Here is a 20,982-nt window from a genome sequence, read left to right on the forward strand (position 1 = left end):
TTCCTTAGTCCTTCTTCAAGTGTTTTTCAAGTAAAGCATAGCGTTCGTTTTCAATACGCTCAACTTCAGCAGCAGGAACGTAGTAGTCAACATTCTTAGTGAATGAGCTTACGATCAAGCTAACAATTGCTGAAACGAATGAAACAACAACGAGCCACCAAATATGCCAAATCAGTGCAAAGCCAAGAATCGTAATGAACATTGCAATGACAAAACCAGCAGCACGATCAGTCGGCATGTGGATGTCTTCATATTTAGTGTTACGTGCGTATGCTACACCATTTTCTTTGTCAGTCCAGAAACGGTCAACGCCGCTTGCGTCTGGTTCATGCGCAAAGTTATAGAACGGAGCAGGAGATGACGTTGCCCACTCAAGGGTACGGCTATCCCATGGATCGCCTGTGTGGTCCATGTTGTCCTTACGTTGTAAGAAACCAACGATGATTTGCATTAAGAAACATGCAATACCGATCGCGATAAGAACAGCACCAAACAATGCAATCGCCAAGTACGGATCCCATTCAGGGTTGTCATATGTATTCAAACGACGTGTCATACCCATGAAACCAAGGATATAAAGTGGCATGAATGCAAAATAGAAACCGATGAACCAGAACCAGAACGCAGCTTTACCCCATGCTTCGTTGAGCTTCCAACCAAACATTTTTGGCCAGTAGAAGATGATGCCGGCAAACATACCAAACACCACACCACCGATAATTACGTTATGGAAGTGAGCGATCAAGAATAATGAGTTGTGTACAAGGAAGTCCGCAGGTGGAACCGCCATAAGTACACCAGTTAAACCACCGATACCGAATGTTACAAGGAAGCCAAGCGTCCATAACATAGGTGTTGTATAGGTGATGCGACCTTTATACATGGTGAATAACCAAGAGAAGATTTTCACACCTGTAGGAATCGCAATAACCATGGTCATGATACCGAAGAACGCATTCACGTTCGCACCAGCACCCATGGTAAAGAAGTGGTGAAGCCATACAACGAACGCAAGTACAGTAATTGCAATCGTCGCATACACCATAGACTTATAACCGAACAACGCTTTACGAGAGAAGGTTGCAACGATTTCTGAGTATAGACCAAATGCTGGCAATACCAAGATATATACTTCAGGGTGACCCCATGTCCAGATCAAGTTCACGTAAAGCATTGGGCTACCGCCAAGCTCATTGGTGAAGAAATGGAAGCCGAAGTAACGGTCAAGCGTCAGCATTGCAAGCGTACCTGTTAATACAGGGAATGATGCAATGATGAGTACAGCCGTACAAAGTGAAGTCCACGTGAAAATCGGCATGTCCATCAATTTCATGCCAGGTGCACGCATCTTGATGATGGTAACAAAGAAGTTAACACCAGATAAAAGCGTACCTAGACCAGAAACCTGAAGTGCCCAGATATAGTAGTCAACACCCACACCAGGAGAATATTGAATGCCAGATAGAGGAGGGTAAGCCATCCAACCAGTCGCAGCAAATTCACCCAATACAAGTGAAAGCATCATCAAACCAGCAGCGCCTGCGAATAACCAGAAGCTTAAAGAGTTTAATAATGGGAAAGCAACGTCACGAGCACCAATCTGTAAAGGTACAGAGATGTTCATCATACCTACAACGAGACCCATTGCTACGAAGAAGATCATGATCACACCGTGTGCTGTGAAGATCTGGTCATAGTGGTCAGGATGTAAGTAACCTTCGCCGCCGCCTTTCGCGAGGAAAAGTTGTAGACGCATCATGATCGCATCGGCGAAACCACGCAACAGCATGACAACAGATACGATGATATACATGATACCAATCTTTTTATGGTCTACAGTGATAAACCACTCATTCCACAAATATCCCCATTTCTTGAAATAGGTGATACCGCCCAAAACAGCAATTGCACCAAGTGCCATAAAGACCATGGTGACAAGTACAAGGGGTTCAGTCGGGATAGAATCCCACCCTAATTTACCAAAAATCATATCCATGTCTTATTCCCCTTGAGCAGCGTGTTCTGCTGCAGCATGAGTTTCTGCTGTTGCATCATGTCCAGCAGAATGGTCAGCACCGTGATAGTTACTCATGTAGTGGTTGATGATTGTTTCAAACAATTTTGGTTCAACTGATGAGTAATAAGTCACTGGGTGTGGCTTAGTCGGGAACGGTTTCATCGCTTCAGCTTTAGCAAGTGCTTCTTCATCACCAGCAGCTTTAGCACGATTCACTAAATGCTCGATCTGATGCTTAGAACGATCGCCATCTTTAAGCGTTGCTAACTCAGCTTGGTCAAGTGTACCTTTTTGAATTGCTTCAGGGTTAATACTTGTACCATTACCAGCTTTAACTGCTTCTACCCATTGTGCAAATTCTGGCTCAGTCACGCTATGTGCTTTAAAGCGCATTTGTGAGAAACCGTAACCTGAATAGTTTGCTGAGAAACCACGGAAGATACCTGGTTCATCGGCTAATAGGTGAAGGTGAGTTTGCATACCAGCCATTGCGTAAATCTGACCGCCTAACTGTGGGATGAAGAACGAGTTCATCGTAAAGTTAGAAGTGATTTTAAAGCTTACTGGTGTTTGTTCTGGGAAGCGTACTTCGTTTACCGTTGCAATGTTTTGCTCAGGATAGATAAAAATCCATTTGAACTGTTCAGCGACAGCTTGAATAGTCAATGGTGCTTTATCTGATTCTAACGGACGGTAAGGGTCGTACTTGTGGGAACCCCACCAAGTTAACCAAGCTAAAATACCAATAATAATGACAGGTACACCCCATACAACGATCTCAATTGTCGTAGAGTGTGCCCAAGTAGGTTTATAGTCTGCATCTTTATTCGACGCGCGATATTTCCAACCAAACCACAATGCCATAACGATTGATGGGATTACCACCAACAGCATTAAATAGATCGCAGTCATCATCAAGTTACTTTGACCTTGACCAACTGGACCTTTATTGTTTAGAAGTACCATATCACCGCCACACCCAGTTAAGAGCGCAGCCATCGTTGATAAAGACAATACAGCTAAAATCGTTTGTCTCATTTTACAACCTCGGTGAAGAGTCCCATTCCCTAATTAAAATTATGGGATAGCGATTAAAGTGTCGCGTGATTGATAAGAATTGTTTAAAAAGTGCTTAGCAATCACGCGACACCGCAACGTTGTTGGGCATTATGCCTCATATTGAAAAACTAAGCTACTGATAAAGTGGCCTGAACTGCTTGTTTTAAAACCCGATTTATTTTGTAGGGATTAAGGTTGAGTTAAGTTCTTTTTGTATAGATATCAATTTAATATATAAAAAAAGAGGAATAAATCCTCTTTTGTTTATTGATTTGTGATCACTGTTTAATGACTTTGGTTTTTGCCAATTTATCGTGCAAAGTTTGACGCTTTTGAGTAAAAGCGAATAAAGCATAATCAATCACAGTGATGATTGGAACGAGAAGAAGATTCAAAATAATGAATAATACGCTTCTCAACCAAAAGGCACGAATTGTACTCACTTGAGTGGAGGTCTCGGCGTCTACAATTTTAATCTTGGCGATTTTTTTACCAATACTTTGACCAGATTTTGCAATAAAGAATGCTTGAATCATGAGCATGATAATCAGATAAGCAAAGATCATCATCCATGCTTCATTCGGAATTAATTGCATCAATTGATGTTGTAATTCCACTGCTTTATCAGATGCCATTTGGGTGGCTTGCATCTGTTTTTGGATTTCAAATAATTCTTGGTATTGGCTTTCATTAAAAAAGAAAGATGGGATAGAGGCCATCGGTAGCCAAAGGATGAGATCAAAAACTTTGGCAAGAGCGCGAGAATGAAAAGGTGCGAGTTCTGGCGCTTTTTGTTCGACCTTGATTTTGTAAGTTGGTTCGTTCGTTTCAGTTTTAATTTGAGCACTAAAAGGAGAGTAACTTACAGGTTCGTAGACAAGTTTACCTTGTGTGAGTTCACCAAGTGTTTTCCATTCAGTCATACCTTCATGCCAAGCCAAATCTGTTAGTAAAACTTGTTGACTGGCAAGCATTTGGTTCACTTGTTCTAAACTGTAAGGTCCTGCTTGTTGATTGTTACGAGCCAAGTAAATTTGCATAATTTTAAAATCTCAATTACAAGGGTGTGTTGACATTTCAGACATGTCTGGCGTTATAGGCTAAAACAACCCAAACAAGGCATGAAACGTAGACAATGGCAGTTCCCTTGTCAAGCTTCATAACGAAGTTTGGGGTGGTTTTAGCCATAACCCTACGGGACAAGGACATTTTTGCCACTACTGCGTTATCTTGCGCAGCTATAATCATTGCTCATTATTTAGAATGGCTAAATTGCGTAAGCCATGCCTTGTATTGTCTAAAAATGTCCGTTGTCGCAAGTATCTCTGAAATCTCAACAGACCCTACGATGAAAAAAGACCCTACGAAAGAGGGCCTTTTTCTAAAAAAGACTAGGCTTTCTTGATTTGTTCTTCAGCAAGGAAGAACCAAGTATCAAGTACTGAGTCAGGGTTAAGTGACACAGATTCAATACCTTGTTCCATAAGCCATTTAGCAAGGTCAGGGTGATCCGAAGGACCTTGACCACAAATACCAACGTATTTTCCTGCTTTGCGGCAAGCATGAATTGCCATAGAAAGGAGAGCCTTAACTGCTGGATCACGCTCATCAAATAAGTGAGATACGATACCAGAGTCACGGTCAAGACCGAGTGTTAATTGTGTTAAGTCGTTTGAACCGATAGAGAAACCATCGAAGTGCTCAAGGAATTGCTCAGCCAATAATGCATTGGTAGGTAATTCGCACATCATAATGATTTTTAAACCATTCTCACCACGTTTCAAACCATTTTGAGCAAGGAGTTCAATTACACGTTTTGCTTCAGAAACAGTACGAACGAATGGAATCATGATTTGGATATTGGTTAAACCCATTTCATCACGTGCTTTTTTCAAGGCACGGCATTCAAGTTCAAAACAGTCGCGGAAGTTATCAGATACATAACGACTTGCACCACGGAAACCCAACATTGGGTTTTCTTCTTCAGGCTCGTAGAGCTTACCGCCGATCAAGTTTGCATATTCATTCGATTTAAAATCAGACATACGTACGATGACTGGTTTTTCTGCAAATGCAGCAGCAAGTGTCGAGATCCCTTCAACCAATTTTTCGACATAGAATTCGATTGGAGAAGAATAGCCCGCAGTACGTGCCATGACAGCAGCACGAGTCTCACGTGGGAGGCTTTCAATATTTAACAATGCTTTTGGATGCACACCGATCATACGGTTAATGATGAATTCAAGACGTGCAAGGCCGATCCCTTCATTCGGGATTTGAGCAAAGTCAAATGCACGGTCAGGGTTACCAACGTTCATCATGATTTTGAACGGCAGTGATGGCATTGAGTGAATCGAGTTACGTTGAACTTCGAAATCTAATGCACCTTCATAGATGAAGCCAGTGTCGCCTTCAGCACAAGATACAGTCACTTCTTGACCATCAGAAAGGACTTCAGTGGCATTACCACAACCAACAATTGCTGGAACACCTAGCTCACGTGCAATAATAGCGGCGTGACAAGTACGACCACCACGGTTGGTAACGATCGCAGCAGCACGCTTCATTACTGGTTCCCAGTCTGGGTCAGTCATGTCAGAGACAAGTACGTCACCGTCCTGAACCTTATCCATCTCTTTAATTGAAGTAACAACGCGAACTTTACCTGAACCAATACGTTGACCGATTGAGCGACCTTCACAAATCACAGTACCGCGTTGTTTTAACAGGTAGCGTTCCATTGTGCCGACGTTTTGACGACTTTTTACCGTTTCTGGACGTGCTTGAACGATATAGATCTGACCGTCATCACCATCTTTCGCCCATTCGATGTCCATTGGCGAACCGTAGTGCTGTTCAATGATCAGCGCTTGTTTAGCCAACTCATGTAACTCATGGTCATTTAAGGCAAATTGTTGGCGTTCTTGTTTTTCAACATCAACCACCACCACTGATTTACCCGCTGCACCTTCTTCACCATAAATCATTTTTTGGTGTTTAGAGCCAAGGTTACGGCGTAACACTGAGTGTTTACCCGCATTTAGAAGTGGTTTAGATAAATAGAATTCATCAGGGTTCACCGCGCCTTGCACAACCATTTCACCCAAACCGTATGATGCAGTAATAAAGACCACATCACGGAAACCAGATTCTGTATCTAGGGTGAACATAACACCTGCAGCACCTGTCTCTGAACGAACCATACGTTGTACGCCAGCAGAAAGGGCAACAACACTATGTTCAAAACCTTGGTGTACACGGTAAGCAATCGCGCGGTCATTATAAAGAGAAGCAAAAACTTCTTTGATCGCGATTAAGATATTATCAATCCCGCGAATGTTGAGGAAGGTTTCTTGTTGGCCTGCGAAAGACGCATCAGGTAAGTCTTCAGCAGTAGCAGAAGAACGTACAGCAACAGCAATGTCTGGGTTGCCGTTTGAAAGTGCAGCAAAAGCTTCACGAATTTCTTGTTCTAATGTCGCAGTAAGCGGAGTTTCAACAATCCAGTTACGGATTTTTGCACCAGTTTCAGCAAGTGCATTTACATCTTCTACATTTAGCTGAGCAAGTTCAGCCTGAATACGAGCGTTTAAGCCGCTTTGATCCAAGAACTCACGATAGGCAGCTGCAGTTGTTGCAAAACCACCAGGTACCGATACACCAGCATTGGATAAATGGCTGATCATTTCACCCAAAGATGAGTTTTTCCCACCTACGAGTTCGACATCGTGTTTTCCTAATTTTTCCAGACCGATTACGCGCGCTTCCAAAGTATTTACTCCACTTTTTTTGCAGTATGAATGACCATCATTGGTATGAAATTATACAAAAGTGCTTAGATTTAGTGTTTTACTAAGCGACAGTCATGTTAGATGAGTTTACTATAAAGATTATAGAGCACTAAGACAAATGTTTAAGGAGAATTTTGATGCCCGTAAGTAAAGAAATTAAACGGAGCGTTTTTTTTATTTCAGATGGTACCGCAATTACCGCAGAAACCCTTGGACATTCACTACTTGCGCAATTTCCAAACGTCGATTTTGACATTCATATTATGCCGTATATTGCCACTGAAGAAGCAGCAATGGTGGCCGTGGCCGAGATCAATGCCTGCCAATCTCGAGATGGTTCTTTACCGTTGGTTTTTGACACTTTGGTCGATCCACATGTCCGTGAAATTATCAATACTGCCAAGGCGGTCAATCTCGACGTTTTTGAAGGTCTGATTAGCAAATTAGAACAAGAGTTGGGTACACCGCCGACGACCTTGGTTGGACAAACCCATGCTGTCACCGATTCAGAATATTATAAGGCACGTATTGATGCGGTACATTTCGCACTAGACAATGATGATGGGGCCAGAACACGTCATTATGATAAAGCCGATATTATCTTAATTGGCGTATCTCGTTCTGGTAAAACGCCGACCTCAATTTATTTGTCATTACAATTTGGTATTCGTGTTGCAAACTATCCTTTAACTGAGGAAGACCTTGATGACAATCGTTTGCCAAAAGTGCTACGTGAACATAAAAATAAGTTGTTTGGTTTGATGATTGATGCGGAACGTTTAGTTGCAATTCGCAGTGAACGTAAAGCCAATAGCCGTTATTCAAGTTTTAGTCAGTGTCAAATGGAACTGCGTGCCATTGAGGGAATTTATATCTCGGAAGGGATTAAATATCTGAATGTGACAGAGATGTCGATTGAAGAAATCTCAACACGTGTTTTACAAATGACGGGATTGAAACGTCGTATTGGTTAGTGAGATCGGGCTACCTAAGCCTTCTGGATGGGGTAGTCCGTAATTTTTTGATCGATTTTATAAGAAAAAGTTTGATAAATATCGTTAATTTTAAATAAATAATTGATATTGAATAACAAAGTAAACTTAACTTATCAGTGCAGTAATTGCTGATAATTTTATTGCATTTCTGCTACAATATTGTGACTCAAATCTCACTTTTGTTGTTGGTGGTCTATGGCTTTTATTGCAACTGAATATCTTGATTCTAAGAGTTCCGTTTGGAACAGAAGTCTGTGAACTTGGCTATCTCTTTTCATGCTAATCGACAAATGAGTGAAGCTCAGAAAAACGTTTTTAATCGTATTCCAAGTTTAGTTTGGCTACTCTCAGAGCAGGGTGACACTTATTTTTTTAATAGTGTAAGCCAAGAGTATATCGGTTTCAATGACTTAGAACATTTTGTGAAAGATTGGACTGACTTAATCCATGGCGAAGAAAAGCCACTCTTTCAAAGTGAGTGGCAGCAAGCGTTTGCCAATAAAACGCCATTTCAAATGGAATGCCGGTTAAAGCATCAATCAGGTGCGTATCGCTGGTTTTTATTGTCGGCTAGATTTATAGAAGCGAATTCAGAAGAAAAGGCACATTGGTTTATCAACAGTGTCGACATTCATGAAACCAAGCAGTATCAGCAAAACTTAGTCCAATGTATCAACGCTCAAACCAACATGCTGGATAATAGTATTGATTGCATCAAATTACTGGAAGCGGATGGTTCTTTACTGCATGTAAATAAAACAGGATGCATTGCGCTTAACATTTCTCAAAGTCAGCAAAGTTTTGGAATGAAGTGGGCTGAACTGTTACCTGCGGAAATACGTTCCAAGGCGGCTTATGCCTTGAAAACAGCTCTCAAAGGCAAAACTGCACGTTTTCGGGGGATGAGTGGTGAAGGTACAGCAAGACAATATTGGGATAATTTGCTCACTCCGATATTAAATGATCACGGGCAGACCATTCAGGTTCTGTGTCTGTCTCGAGATGTGACGACACAAAGACAGACTGAAATACAATTACAACTTTCGAGTGAACTGGACGATTTAACGGGATTGTACAATCGTCGTTTCTTTAAATTACAACTTAAACGCTCATTACATCGACATAAAAAAAGTGAAAAGCTACTTGGTTTGATGTTATTGGATTTAGATTATTTTAAACATGTGAATGATACGCTTGGTCATGCAGCTGGAGATCATTTACTCCGTGTTTTGTCTAAGCGAATTGAACAGATTTTACCTGAAAATACTTTTGTTGCTCGTTTAGGTGGTGACGAGTTTGCGATTGTCGTGAACGGAATTGAGACACAAGCTGCGCTTGAGAAAATTGCAATCGATGTGAGTCGACAGTTAGAAGCTCCGATTACTTATGCTGGGAATTTGATTAACGGCAGTATGAGTATTGGCTGCACGATTTATCCACGAGATGCCAAAGATTCAGCCAATTTAATGAAGTGTGCTGATACGGCACTGAATGATTTGAAAGCGACAGGGCGAGGTGGATTTCGAATGTTTAACCCACAGATGCAGATTGCCGCTCAAAACATTGCAATTCAATTAAATGACGCACGGCATATTATCCGTGATGACCTAATCGTTCCATTTTATCAACCCAAGGTACGTTTGACGGATGCCAAGGTTGTAGGCTTCGAAGCATTGTTACGTTGGCAAACGGACGATCAGCATATTCATTCACCTCGTAAGATTGAACAAGCATTTCACGACTATATTCTAGCGACTAAAATTAGTGATGCGATGCAAAATAAAGTTTTTAAAAATATCGCAGCTTGGATCGCACAAGGGTTAGAGGTTGTTCCTGTCTCAATCAATGCAGCGCCTGTCGAGTTTCTGAAGGATAATTATGCTGAACGTTTATTACATCGTTTAAATCTGTATAAAATTCCTCATCATTTAGTGGAAATTGAAATTACTGAACAGATATTGGATGATCGCGGTTCTGATTATGTAGTTCGAGCATTAAATTTATTAAAACAACAAGGCGTTAAAATTTCACTGGATGATTTTGGAACAGGGCACTCGTCTTTAACCCGCTTGCGTGATTATCCTGTGGATTGTTTGAAAATTGATTGTGAATTTATCCGCCAAATGAATGAAGATGATGCGATTTTAGCCATCGTTCAAGCCATTATTGCCTTAGGACCAAAGCTTTCCTTGGACATTGTTGCTGAGGGCATTGAGAACATTGCACAACTCGAATTGCTCAAATCATCTGGATGTTCTATTGGTCAGGGGTATTTATTTAGCCCTGCGGTCAATGTACAACAAGCCACAAAAATGCTTCAAGCTGGAATTCAGATGGACGAATACAGATGCTAAGTCGACAGGGTTGATTGAGAGAATAAACCTTGTCGACTCTAGCTAAAATCTTAATTGTTCTTTATGTCCATCAATCGGCTAAAGTTTTGCAAGCGTTTTTCGGTATCGTAAATATCACAGGTAAAGATAAATTCATCGACATCATATTGCGCCGCGATTTTATTTAAACCCGATTTAACGGTTTCTTGAGAACCGATTTGTGCCATGGCATAAAAATTCTGAATTGCCAGTTGTTCAGCACTTGTTGCAAGGCCTTGGGTCGAGTCAATCGGTGGTTTGAGTTTTAAGCTGTGACCACGGATCAGATTTAAAATACGTTGATAAGAACTGGTCGCTAAATATTGAGCTTCCTCATCCGTTGCAGCAACTACGGTTGGGACCCCCATAGAAACATAAGGTTTGTCCAGATATTCAGAAGCTTGAAAATTATCACGATAAAGTTCGATGGCTTGACCTAACATTCTTGGGGCAAAGTGTGAGGCAAAAGAATAAGGAAGGCCGAGCTTGGCTGCCAGTTGGGCGCTGAATAAACTTGAACCGAGTAACCAGACTGGTACATGGGTATTTTGGCCTGGTGTAGCGATAATTCTTTGATTCGGCTCAGGTGCTTTAAAATATTGTAAAATTTCCATCACATCTTGAGGAAATTGGTCTTCAGTTTCCTGACGGCCACGACGCAGGGCACGCATTGTCATTTGATCCGTACCAGGAGCACGACCTAGACCGAGTTCAAAACGATTTGGATATAATGTCGCTAGCGTCCCAAATTGTTCCGCAACCACCAATGGTGCATGGTTTGGCAGCATAATACCGCCTGAGCCTAGACGAATATGTTGGGTATTTGCAGCAATAAAGCCTAATAAGACTGCTGTCGCTGAGCTGGCAATTCCATCCATATTATGATGTTCAGCTAGCCAAAAACGTTCATAACCTAGTTTTTCTGCGTGCTGTGCTAACTCAAGTGCATGACGCAGTGAAAACTCGATACTTTTATCATCCCGAACAGGTGCAAGTTCCAGAATAGAGAACTTTATATCTTGTAGTGATTTCATCATTAATTCTCAAAACTATATATCGAAATAATACGATATAAGTTGGGCTTTGTATATCGTTTTTGATCGATATATTTTATTGTCTGAAATAAAAAAAGCGCCCGAGGGCGCTAAAAGGGTTAAACGTTTTGATCTGATTAACGGTGTTTGTACCAACCACGATGGCGACCATTGTCATGGCGGTAGCTTTCACGCGAATTATAATAACGGCGATCATCATAAGAACGGCGGTTGTCATAACGGCGGTCGTAACGACGATCATCATATCTGCGATCCGCATCGCGGTCTTGACCTACCTTTTGACCTAAGGCAGCACCACCAGCAGCACCGAGTGCAGCACCAATATAGCCACCATTGCTTCCACCCATATTACGGCCAACGGTATAACCGCCCACGCCACCTAAACCACCACCAATAGCAGCTTCAGTGCGATCACGTCGATTACTTGAAGCAGCTGCGCCACCCGCACCGCCAATGGCTGACCCAATCATGGCACCAGTATCACCACCGAGTTGTTTACCTAGGGCAGTACCCACTACACTACCTAGGGCTGAGGTTGCTGCAACACGTGTAGTATTGTCAGCATGTGCAACAGTCATCATTGAAGACGCTGCTAAGATAACGCTACATAACCACATATTCGATTTCATGGTGAAACTCCTTATCCATTCTTTTGGACAATATTCTTTTTGCTTGCGACAAATGTAACAAGACTTTTAAGCGAAAATATGGAGTGCAATATCTGGATTGAGAGAGTTTGACGATGGTTTTGTATGGGTTGTATTACAAGTGAAGAGATTGTGAATAAATTATAAAAATAAAGAATGAATGCGTAGTAGCCAACGATGAACGTGGGAATCGGGTACAATAGCCGTAGTTTAGAATTAGGGCGTATGTATGCTGCTGGAAAAAATTTTGCAATCACAAGGCTTTGGTTCACGTAAGTATTGCCAGCAGTTAATAAAAAATGGTTCTGTTCAGATCGATAATCAGGTCTGCGACAATCCCAAGCAGAATATTGCCACGGATCAACTTCGCTTTCAGGTATTCGGCGAAGAATATCAATATCGAGAGCATGTCTACATTGTTTTAAATAAACCTCAGGGTTATGAATGTTCGCATCAGGCCACGCATCATAAGAGTGTCTTTAGCCTTTTCCCTGAAATTTTGCTTCATCGTGGTATTCAATGTGTCGGTCGTCTGGATCAGGACACGACGGGTTTATTGTTACTGACTGACGATGGTCAATATCTACAAGCATTGACTCATCCACGTAAACATGTGCCGAAAGTCTATCATGTCACCACTGCTGATCCTGTCACAGCTGAGCAGAAGATTGGATTAGAGCAGGGCGTTGAACTTCGAAATGAAAAAGGGGTGTATGCTGCAACAGATGTCCAGCTTTTCTCAAACCATCAATTGGCGATGACCATTCATCAGGGGGTCTATCACCAAGTCAAAAGAATGTTGGCTGCGGTAGGTAATAAGGTTGAAACTTTACACCGTCATCAAGTGGGTTTACTTGAGTTGCCTGAATTAAAACAAGGTGAATGGATGTATCTTACGCCTTCGCAAAAACAGTTAAGCCAAAATATTGCGCTTGAGCAGCCGTCACTTTAAAAAACAATGAAAGGTTTTGAACTCACTGTCTTGAATAAAGCCCATTTGTTCATAAAGACGGTGAGATTGATAATTGTTCTTTTGCGTTTCAAGACTGATGCGTTGTGCATTTTCATGGCGTGCAAACAAAATAGCTGTATCAATCAATTGTTTTGCGGAGCCTTGTTTGCGGTAAGATGGCGTGACATAGACATCATCGAGGATGTAATAAGTTTCACAAGCCACTGAAGAAAAAGCCAGATAGAGCAAGACAAAGCCTGTAAATACGTCATCTTTAACATGAATAAAAATAACACTGTCTTTGTTGTCAAAGCGATGTTTTAAAAATTGATACGATTGTTCAATATTTGATGATGCACCGTAGAACTGACGGTATTCGTCAAACAAGACAGCAAGTTGATGAAGATCTTCCTTTGTTGCTCGCTTAACAATCATTCCTGTCCATCCTTACACTTATAATTTTATTAGGACTGTCAGGATAGCGAAAAAAATTCAGCTTAAAAAATAAAAACTTGTTTATAAATGCAACATTGTTAAGTTTTGTCACTCTCACCAAGCAGTGCATTCAACTCTTCAAATAAATCTTCATGATCATCTTCAATCTCGGTTAGAGATGGATTTTCAGCATTGGCTGCGGCTTTCGATTTACGCAGTTTAAGCAACTGTTCCATGTTGATGTTCTGGTTTTCAATCGCAAAAGGAATTGACTTGGTCAGCACCACTTGTTTGAAGAAAAGGCGAACGGCTTGAGCAGGGGAGATCCCTAGCTGTTTAAATACAGCAAAAGCTTGCTTCTTTTCCTGTGAATCGAGGCGAACCTGATAAACTTCTGTTTTTCGCATGAAGAAAGTAACCACATATTTTAGTTATCGTCATGTATTTTAAACCATTGCAATGTAATTTCAATATTTTTGAAGTGAAAAAATAGAATTTTTGTCATTACGTTGTGGTGGCAATGCAAGTTCAAAGTGAGAGCTAAAGCGCATTTCCTGTTTTAAAATTGGGTCAAAAAATTGAATTTCTTTGGCTAGTAATTGTAAAGGATGGCTAAAATCATCATCTGCTTTATGTTGAATATTTGGGTAAAAAGAATCATTAAGTATTGGAATATTCAGATAATTTAAATGAACACGCAATTGATGTTGTTTGCCTGTTTTAGGGCTGAGTTTATATTTGGCATAGCATTGATCATGCATCAATAATTCAAGCAAAGTTTCAGTATTAGCTGGTTTTTTTGGATCAATTTGCATGGTGTAAAAAGGCTGACTTTTTTCTAAATGGAGCTGCAAAATTTGCGGAAAATGCAGTTCAGAGCGATAAGCTGCGATTGCATGGTAGGTTTTTTGCACTTTTCTGTCGGCAAAAAGTTGTTGATAGATGCCTCTTGAGTTTGCCTTTTTACAGAATAGAACCACACCTGCAGTTTCACGATCAAGTCGATGAATGGGGGTAAGGTCGACGTAGCCTGTTTGTTTTTTTAGTCTGACCAAAAGGGTTTCTTGCACATATTGACCTGTCGGACTCATGGTTAAAAAGTGCGGTTTGTCGACGACAAGTAGATCATCATTTTCAAATAAAATTTCATGCTGAAATGGCACATGGATTTCGTGAGCAAGGAAACGATAGTAGAAAATATGCGTATTGGGGGTATAGGGGCTGTCAAATTTGAGTTTGGTCCCATCTGCTGCATAAATTAGCTCATCTGCAAAACGCTGTTGCCATTCGCTCGCCAGAATATGGGGGAAGTGTTGGCAGAGATAATCAAAAATGGTATGTACCGAAACATCATGAGGTAAAAAGACTTTACTGGCGCTGACACCATTGATGAGAGGTGGGGTAAAATCTTGGTTTGAGAATTTATTCATAAAGATAAATGATGCCCCTAAAAAATTAAGGTTTGGTATTTTAAGGACAAATGAGACGAAGTATCTCGTTGATGTTTTTGCTTAGATTCACATAATCTGAGTTGATAAATTGCTTGTGCCCATCAATTCCTCTATGAATGATTACATGAGTGGTTGGGTGAAGCTCTTTATCACTAGCAACTTCAATAAGATGTTCTACAAAATCTTGTGCTTGTTGCGGCGCATATTTAAATTCTGTAGTAAAAATAAAAATTGCAAGCTGATGAATGTCTAAAGCGGGAAGTTGTTTTAAAAAACATTGGGCATGAATTGCACCAAAACTAAAACTTGCAAGAATTTGCCGTTCTAGCTCAGTTGTTGTCTCAAAAGATTTGTCGATTGATAAAAAAAGCTGATGCGTAAATTTCGAAATGAGTTTTCGATGTTCGTCCACAACAGTTTCCTCAGAAAATAATTTAGGTGTTGTTTTAAAAAATAGCAACTTCTTGCTATGGATTAGGCTTTAAAGCAGGGCAATGTTATCATAGCTGCCATCCCAATTTTGTTTTATTTGCCATGTCATCTTCAGTGAAATTTACTCTAAATCATGAACAAGACACTCAACATTTTGCACAAATACTGTCTCAGCATGTGCACTCAGGCATTATTTATTTAATTGGTGATTTGGGTGCAGGAAAAACCACATTTACCCGTTATTTTCTACAAAAGTTAGGGCATCAGGGGGCGGTCAAAAGTCCAACTTATACCTTGGTTGAACCTTATACCATTCAAGGTAAAGAGATCTTTCATTTTGACCTGTATCGTTTGAATGATCCCTATGAGTTAGAGTTAATGGGTATCCGTGATTATTTAGATACACCTGATGCTTTATTTTTATTTGAATGGCCATCGAAAGGTGGTGATGAAATTCCAAAACCAGATATTGTGATTGATATTCAAAAATCGGAAGATGAACTGACTCGATTCGTGACTTTGACCACGGCGTCTGATGCTTTATCTCAAACTTTGCAGGAACAATTGAATGGCGCATGATTCAACTCGTCGTATTCATACCCTAGATGCTGCCTTAGCCAACCAGATTGCTGCGGGTGAGGTGATTGAACGTCCCTCATCAGTAGTCAAAGAATTATTAGAAAACTCGATTGATGCTGGTGCAACTGAACTAATTATTCGAGTGGCACAAGGCGGCTCGACCCTGATTGAAATCATTGATAATGGTAATGGTATTCACGCTGAGGATTTACCTTTGGCTGTGATGCGTCATGCCACCAGTAAAATTCAAACTGCAGATGATTTACATGCCATTGTTAGTTTAGGATTCCGTGGTGAGGCATTGGCATCAATTGCAGCTGTATCACGTTTAACTTTGACCAGTAGCCAAGATGAGCAGGGTGTGGGATATCAGGTTGAAGTGAATGGTACGGCATTCGATCATCAACAGATCCAAGCAGTGGCTGCACAAAAAGGCACGCATATTCGTGTCCAAGATCTATTTTTTAATGTGCCAGCGCGTCGTAAATTCTTAAAAAAACCAAGCACTGAATTTAATCATATTGAAGAAATTGTGCGCCGTTTGGCGTTGACGCATTTTGATATTCGCTTTGTACTGGAACATAACGATAATATTCGTTTAAATCTGCCTGTGGCGGATAGCGGTGAGTTACGTTATCAACGTGTTCAGCAATTATTGGGTCAACAGTTTATTCAAAATGCCTACTGGATTGATGCTGAAAGTATCAATATGCGTTTATCGGGCTGGTTGGGACACCCTTCTGATGCACGTGCGCAGGCTGACATGCAATATGTCTATGTGAATGGTCGTATTGTCAAAGATAAAACCATTTCACACGCTTTACGTATGGCCTATGAAGGGATTTTGCATGGTCATCAACATTCATCTTATTTATTGTTTTTAGAAGTTGATCCTGAAAATATTGATGTGAATGTACATCCGACCAAGCATGAAATTCGTTTTTTAAATCAGCGTGAAGTACATGAATTTGTACGTCACTATGCCAAAGCAACTTTGTCTCAATTTCAGACCGCCAGTGCAGATTTAGCACAGGCAATGAAAACAGATGAGGGTGCAACAGAACACTTTAATTATCAGCCTCAACCTAAATACCAAGAACAATTTAATTTGCATCGAGCAGTCGCTGAGCCTGAGCGACAAGCCAATCAGCAGGTTGCTGTTTCGACAGATTTATTGACTGAGTTTAATCAAAGCCGTCCACAAGCAGTGCAGTATAATTCAACACCACAAGAACCACGTTATAACGGCTCTGCACAGTTAAATAATGCACTCAAAAGCTATTTAGCGCCTTTACGTGAAGAAACAGAAGATGGAAATGATCAAGGGCCATCACGTGTGGATGAGTTTCCTTTAGGAATCGCAATCGCACAACTGCATGGCATCTATATTTTGGCGCAAAATACTGAAGGCCTGATTATTGTGGACATGCATGCAGCACATGAACGTATTTTGTTGCAGCAGATGAAGTCGGCATGGGATAAACCTGAATTCTGGACCTCACAGCAACTATTGATTCCTAAAGTTGTTTCGATTACGCGAATGCAAGCGACTCGCGTTGAAGATTTACAACCACAATTGCAGCGCTTAGGTCTGGAAATTGATCAGTATGGCGATGAGCAGGTGATTGTGCGTGGTGTACCTGCGATTTTGCATAAAGCTGATTTCGGAAATTTAGTTCCTGAATTGTTAAATGATCTTGATCCGAATGATGAGGCGCGAGGTTTATTGCAAAAACGTGATGAGCTACTTGCGGGTATGGCGTGTCATGGCGCTGTACGTGCACATCGCCAGTTAAGCCTATCGGAAATGAATGCTTTATTGCGTCAAATGGAACAAACCGAATTTGCCAGTCAATGTAATCATGGTCGTCCGACTTGGCGCGCATTTCCACTTCATCAATTAGATAAATTATTTGCTCGAGGAGAGTAGTTTTACATGTCAAATCAATTGCCCGTCATCAATTTAATGGGGCCTACCGCAAGTGGTAAAACTGCATTGGCATGTGAACTCTATGAGCGTGGTAATTTCGAGCTGATTTCGGTAGATTCGGCTTTAGTGTATAAAGATATGGATATTGGCACAGCAAAGCCAACCAAAGAAGAGCAACAACAATATCCGCATCATTTGATTGATATTATTACGCCTTTAGAGGTTTATTCAGCAGCACAATTTGTTGAAGATGTCTGCCCATTGGTCGATGATATGCATGCACGCGGTAAAACCCCGATTTTAGTCGGTGGCACAATGCTATATTTTAAAGCACTGTTAGAAGGGCTAGCGAATAATTTGCCAAATGCTGACCAAGCAATCCGTGATGCAATTGTTGCTAAGGCTGATCATGAAGGCTGGCAAGCGGTTTATGATGAGTTAGTAGCTGTTGATCCTGTTGCAGGGCAAAAATTTAAAGTCTCAGATAAACAACGGATTATTCGAGCATTGGAAGTCTATCGAATTACAGGCGAGCCGATAACAAAACTACAAGCTGAACAGCCCAAAAATCAACCATATCGTTACATATTTCATAACTACGCATTGATGCCAGATCGTTTAGAATTACATCAACGCATTGAGCAAAGATTAAGCAAAATGTGGAACATTGGTTTTTTAAATGAAGTAGAGGAATTGATTAAAAAATACGATTTAAATGATAATTTACCGTCCATGCGGTCCGTCGGTTATCGTCAAGCTTTGGATTTTTTACTAAAAAGTGACCTAAGTCTCAAAAATAAAGTAGAAATGGAGAACAAAGCCCTTTTTGCGACGAGGCAATTAGCCAAACGTCAATACACTTGGTTACGTTCTTTGCAAGAATTACACGATTTTAAAACTTACGTGACGATAAAGCAGGCGAAAGAAGACTTGCGAAACTTCTTTGGATAAAGCAAAATTCGCAGGCTGTCTTTTTATAATTTTTAGTTGAAAAATAAAGATAGTTTTTTTGCGCTGATTTAAAAATTTTTTGGAGTTAAAAATGTCTAAAGGTCAAACTTTACAAGATCCGTTCTTAAATTCTCTCCGTAAAGAACGTATTCCAGTTTCTATTTTCCTTGTAAACGGTATCAAATTGCAGGGTCATATTGAGTCATTTGACCAATATGTTGTTTTGTTGAAAAACACTGTAAGTCAAATGGTTTATAAACACGCGATTTCTACAGTTGTTCCTGCGCGTAACCCACGTCCAGCTGGTGCTCAAGGTACTGCTGGTGGCTTCCCTGCACAAGGTGCGACTGGTGGCTTCGGTGGTCAAGGCGCTGCTGGTGGCTTCGGTGGTCAAGGTGGCGGCTTCGGTGGTCAAGGCGGCTTCGGCGGTCAAGGCGGCGGCTTCGGTGGTCAAGGGGGCTTCGGTGGTCAAGGTGGCTTCGGTGGTCAAGGCGGCGGCTTCGGTGGTCAAGGTGGCTTCGGTGGTCAAGGTGGCTTCGGTCATCAAGGTGGCTTCGACGGCGAAACTAAATTTGAAGATGGTCAAGAAGACGAAAACAATCGTTAATTGATCGATGATCTTTAATAAAATGCCAGTCTTAGAATAGACTGGCATTTTTTTGTCTATGAGAAAGCTAGAATAAATACTATGGAAATGATTGTAGCCGCGGCATGTTGTAGTGTATTGGTTTCGATTTTACTGAAATACCTAAAAGCAAAGGGATTCGATGTTTTTCAAATGATTGCGTGGAATTATTTAAGCGCAAGTCTCTTATGTTTTTATTGGTTTAAAACTGATATTACACATATCTCTTTAAATAATACCCCATGGTGGTTAATTCTCACTTTAGCCGTGTTATTGCCCAGTATATTTTTATGCTTAGCAAAGTCTTTGCAATTTGCTGGGATTCTGAAAACGGAGATTGCTCAGCGCCTTGCTGTCATCCTTTCTTTATTAGCAGCCTATTTTATTTTTGGCGAGCAGTTTAGCCAATTAAAATTAATTGGTGTCGTGCTGGGCATCATTGCAATTTTAGCGATTATTATTGGACAAGCCACAGAGCAGGCAAGTAAAGGCATGAATTTAAAATCAGCCTTGTTTTTGTTTAGTGTTTGGGCGGGTTATGCTGCTGTCGATATATTACTTAAATATAGTAGTAGTTTAGGTTTGCAGTTTGCAGTCACACTGAATTTAACGTTTATTGCAGCCTTTATTTTATCCATTGCTTATATCGCAATTACTCAGCCGAACTGGCAGCCTAAAAATATTTTTACAGGTTTATTTTTAGGTGTATTAAATTTTGCCAATATTGCCTTATATGTCAAAGCCCATATGATGTTCAAAGAAACGCCAGCCATTGTTTTTGCAGGTATGAATATTCTTGTCGTGGTATTGGGGGTACTCAGTGGCGTGGTACTATTTAAAGAACGGTTAAAGGCCTATACCTGGATTGGATTGATCAGTGGGGTGGTCGCAGTTCTGTGTTTGGCCAAAGCAATGATGAAATAAAATAAGGGAGTAAGCCGCGTTACTCCCTGAGAATAAATCATTAGAGACGGGTAAAAACAACCTCATCTGGGAGTCGTGATTTAGGTAGTTTGGCATTGAAGTCCGTTTCGCTGCGATAACCTAAAGCAACAACTACAGAGGCTTTTAGCCCTTTTTCGGTTAATCCAAACTCTTGATCAATCAGTGTTCGGTCAAATCCTTCCATTGGGGTGGCATCAATGCCTTCTAAACCTGCTGCAAACAACAGTTGTCCGAGTGCAAGGTAAGTCTGGTTTTCCATCCATGCAGGAAGATTTTTAAGTTCATTACGATAAAACTCAACATAACCAGAACGGGTATCTCGCTGGCCTTGTTTTGCTGCTTCATCTTTAAAGCGACCACTGAGATCATCTTGCTGTAAGAGTTGCTCTAGATATTCGGCTGAAATATCTGTACGGGTACAAAATACGAGTGTATGTGAAGAATTGAGAACTTTGGCTGCGTTATAGATGTAATTGCCTGTCAATGCTGATGCGATACGCTGCTTTGCCTCGTCAGATTCTGCAACCAAGAAGTGCCACGGTTGAATATTGACTGAGGAAGGGCTGAAACGTAATACTTCTAACAGCTTCTCAAACTGCGCTTGAGGAATTTTTTTCTCTGCATCATAAGCTTTTGTGGCGTAACGTGTTTTTGCTGTAGCTAAAGTATCCATCCGTCATTTACTCGATTTTAAAAATTTAATTTATTTTACTTGATCTAAATTTCACGAAAAGTAGCTAAATGTG

The 20,982-nt window shown here is 40.8% G+C and carries 19 protein-coding genes; 8 read left to right on the forward strand and 11 right to left on the reverse strand.

Annotation, left to right across the window (positions count from 1 at the left end; genetic code table 11):
* Positions 1-4: 4 nt before the first annotated feature.
* The 4 genes from cyoB to ppsA form a co-directional block, all read right to left on the reverse strand.
* Positions 5-1,996 carry a cytochrome o ubiquinol oxidase subunit I gene (gene cyoB, locus V6E90_RS03540; RefSeq protein ID WP_332604513.1) on the reverse strand — a complete coding sequence of 664 codons (1,992 nt, stop codon included), beginning with the start codon at positions 1,994-1,996 and terminating at the stop codon, positions 5-7.
* A 3-nt stretch (positions 1,997-1,999) separates the two neighbouring features.
* Positions 2,000-3,055, reverse strand: coding sequence for a ubiquinol oxidase subunit II (gene cyoA / locus V6E90_RS03545; RefSeq protein WP_016540973.1), 1,056 nt, complete (start codon positions 3,053-3,055; stop codon positions 2,000-2,002).
* Positions 3,056-3,354: 299 nt separating this feature from the next.
* Positions 3,355-4,116, reverse strand: a complete 762-nt coding sequence (locus V6E90_RS03550) for an RDD family protein (protein ID WP_332604514.1) — start codon at positions 4,114-4,116, stop codon at positions 3,355-3,357.
* Positions 4,117-4,467: 351 nt separating this feature from the next.
* The gene (gene ppsA, locus V6E90_RS03555) at positions 4,468-6,846 is read right to left on the reverse strand and encodes a phosphoenolpyruvate synthase (protein WP_016540975.1); all 2,379 of its coding nucleotides are present in this window, start codon (positions 6,844-6,846) and stop codon (positions 4,468-4,470) included.
* A gap of 158 nt (positions 6,847-7,004) precedes the next feature.
* Here ppsA and ppsR point away from each other — a divergent pair, with 158 nt between their 5' ends.
* On the forward strand, positions 7,005-7,841 hold the full coding sequence (ppsR, locus tag V6E90_RS03560) for a posphoenolpyruvate synthetase regulatory kinase/phosphorylase PpsR (RefSeq protein ID WP_004654391.1): 837 nt from the start codon (positions 7,005-7,007) through the stop codon (positions 7,839-7,841).
* Positions 7,842-8,116: 275 nt separating this feature from the next.
* Positions 8,117-10,216: a sensor domain-containing protein gene (locus tag V6E90_RS03565; protein WP_016660289.1), complete on the forward strand. Its 2,100-nt coding sequence runs from the start codon at positions 8,117-8,119 to the stop codon at positions 10,214-10,216.
* A 50-nt stretch (positions 10,217-10,266) separates the two neighbouring features.
* On the opposite strand, the gene V6E90_RS03570 is transcribed toward V6E90_RS03565, so the two are convergent.
* Positions 10,267-11,268 (reverse strand): LLM class flavin-dependent oxidoreductase, encoded by a 1,002-nt coding sequence (locus V6E90_RS03570; RefSeq protein ID WP_023270255.1) that lies wholly within the window; start codon positions 11,266-11,268, stop codon positions 10,267-10,269.
* Positions 11,269-11,405: 137 nt separating this feature from the next.
* Positions 11,406-11,918, reverse strand: a complete 513-nt coding sequence (locus tag V6E90_RS03575) for a glycine zipper 2TM domain-containing protein (RefSeq protein ID WP_005204696.1) — start codon at positions 11,916-11,918, stop codon at positions 11,406-11,408.
* Between the two features lie 247 nt (positions 11,919-12,165).
* On the opposite strand from V6E90_RS03575, the gene V6E90_RS03580 reads away from it, so the two are divergent.
* Positions 12,166-12,888, forward strand: a complete 723-nt coding sequence (locus V6E90_RS03580) for a pseudouridine synthase (protein WP_332604515.1) — start codon at positions 12,166-12,168, stop codon at positions 12,886-12,888.
* On the opposite strand, the gene V6E90_RS03585 is transcribed toward V6E90_RS03580, so the two are convergent.
* The 4 genes from V6E90_RS03585 to imm48 form a co-directional block, all read right to left on the reverse strand.
* On the reverse strand, positions 12,880-13,323 hold the full coding sequence (locus tag V6E90_RS03585; RefSeq protein WP_004654380.1) for a GNAT family N-acetyltransferase: 444 nt from the start codon (positions 13,321-13,323) through the stop codon (positions 12,880-12,882). The genes V6E90_RS03580 and V6E90_RS03585 overlap by 9 nt on opposite strands.
* A gap of 98 nt (positions 13,324-13,421) precedes the next feature.
* Complete coding sequence (locus tag V6E90_RS03590) at positions 13,422-13,730, reverse strand: type II toxin-antitoxin system RelB/DinJ family antitoxin (RefSeq protein ID WP_016540979.1); 309 nt, start codon at positions 13,728-13,730, stop codon at positions 13,422-13,424.
* Between the two features lie 60 nt (positions 13,731-13,790).
* Complete coding sequence (locus V6E90_RS03595) at positions 13,791-14,753, reverse strand: pseudouridine synthase (protein ID WP_332604516.1); 963 nt, start codon at positions 14,751-14,753, stop codon at positions 13,791-13,793.
* A gap of 40 nt (positions 14,754-14,793) precedes the next feature.
* Positions 14,794-15,186, reverse strand: a complete 393-nt coding sequence (imm48, locus tag V6E90_RS03600; RefSeq protein WP_262758382.1) for an Imm48 family immunity protein — start codon at positions 15,184-15,186, stop codon at positions 14,794-14,796.
* Positions 15,187-15,308: 122 nt separating this feature from the next.
* Between imm48 and tsaE the strand changes: the two genes are divergently transcribed.
* From tsaE to V6E90_RS03625, 5 genes are all read left to right on the forward strand, one after another.
* The gene (gene tsaE / locus V6E90_RS03605; RefSeq protein WP_016540981.1) at positions 15,309-15,785 is read left to right on the forward strand and encodes a tRNA (adenosine(37)-N6)-threonylcarbamoyltransferase complex ATPase subunit type 1 TsaE; all 477 of its coding nucleotides are present in this window, start codon (positions 15,309-15,311) and stop codon (positions 15,783-15,785) included.
* A complete protein-coding gene (mutL, locus tag V6E90_RS03610; RefSeq protein ID WP_332604517.1) occupies positions 15,775-17,715 on the forward strand; it encodes a DNA mismatch repair endonuclease MutL in 1,941 nt (646 codons plus the stop codon). The genes tsaE and mutL overlap by 11 nt, the downstream gene beginning before the upstream one ends.
* 6 nt (positions 17,716-17,721) lie before the next feature.
* On the forward strand, positions 17,722-18,666 hold the full coding sequence (gene miaA, locus V6E90_RS03615) for a tRNA (adenosine(37)-N6)-dimethylallyltransferase MiaA (RefSeq protein ID WP_016540983.1): 945 nt from the start codon (positions 17,722-17,724) through the stop codon (positions 18,664-18,666).
* A gap of 91 nt (positions 18,667-18,757) precedes the next feature.
* Positions 18,758-19,273 (forward strand): RNA chaperone Hfq, encoded by a 516-nt coding sequence (gene hfq, locus V6E90_RS03620; protein WP_016540984.1) that lies wholly within the window; start codon positions 18,758-18,760, stop codon positions 19,271-19,273.
* An 81-nt stretch (positions 19,274-19,354) separates the two neighbouring features.
* A complete protein-coding gene (locus V6E90_RS03625; protein WP_332604518.1) occupies positions 19,355-20,215 on the forward strand; it encodes an EamA family transporter in 861 nt (286 codons plus the stop codon).
* A gap of 40 nt (positions 20,216-20,255) precedes the next feature.
* Here V6E90_RS03625 and V6E90_RS03630 read toward each other — a convergent pair whose 3' ends face one another.
* Positions 20,256-20,909 carry an oxygen-insensitive NAD(P)H-dependent nitroreductase NfsB gene (locus V6E90_RS03630; RefSeq protein ID WP_016540986.1) on the reverse strand — a complete coding sequence of 218 codons (654 nt, stop codon included), beginning with the start codon at positions 20,907-20,909 and terminating at the stop codon, positions 20,256-20,258.
* Positions 20,910-20,982: the final 73 nt, after the last annotated feature.

This window comes from Acinetobacter sp. ESBL14 (assembly GCF_036668815.1).
GTDB lineage: Bacteria > Pseudomonadota > Gammaproteobacteria > Pseudomonadales > Moraxellaceae > Acinetobacter > Acinetobacter gyllenbergii.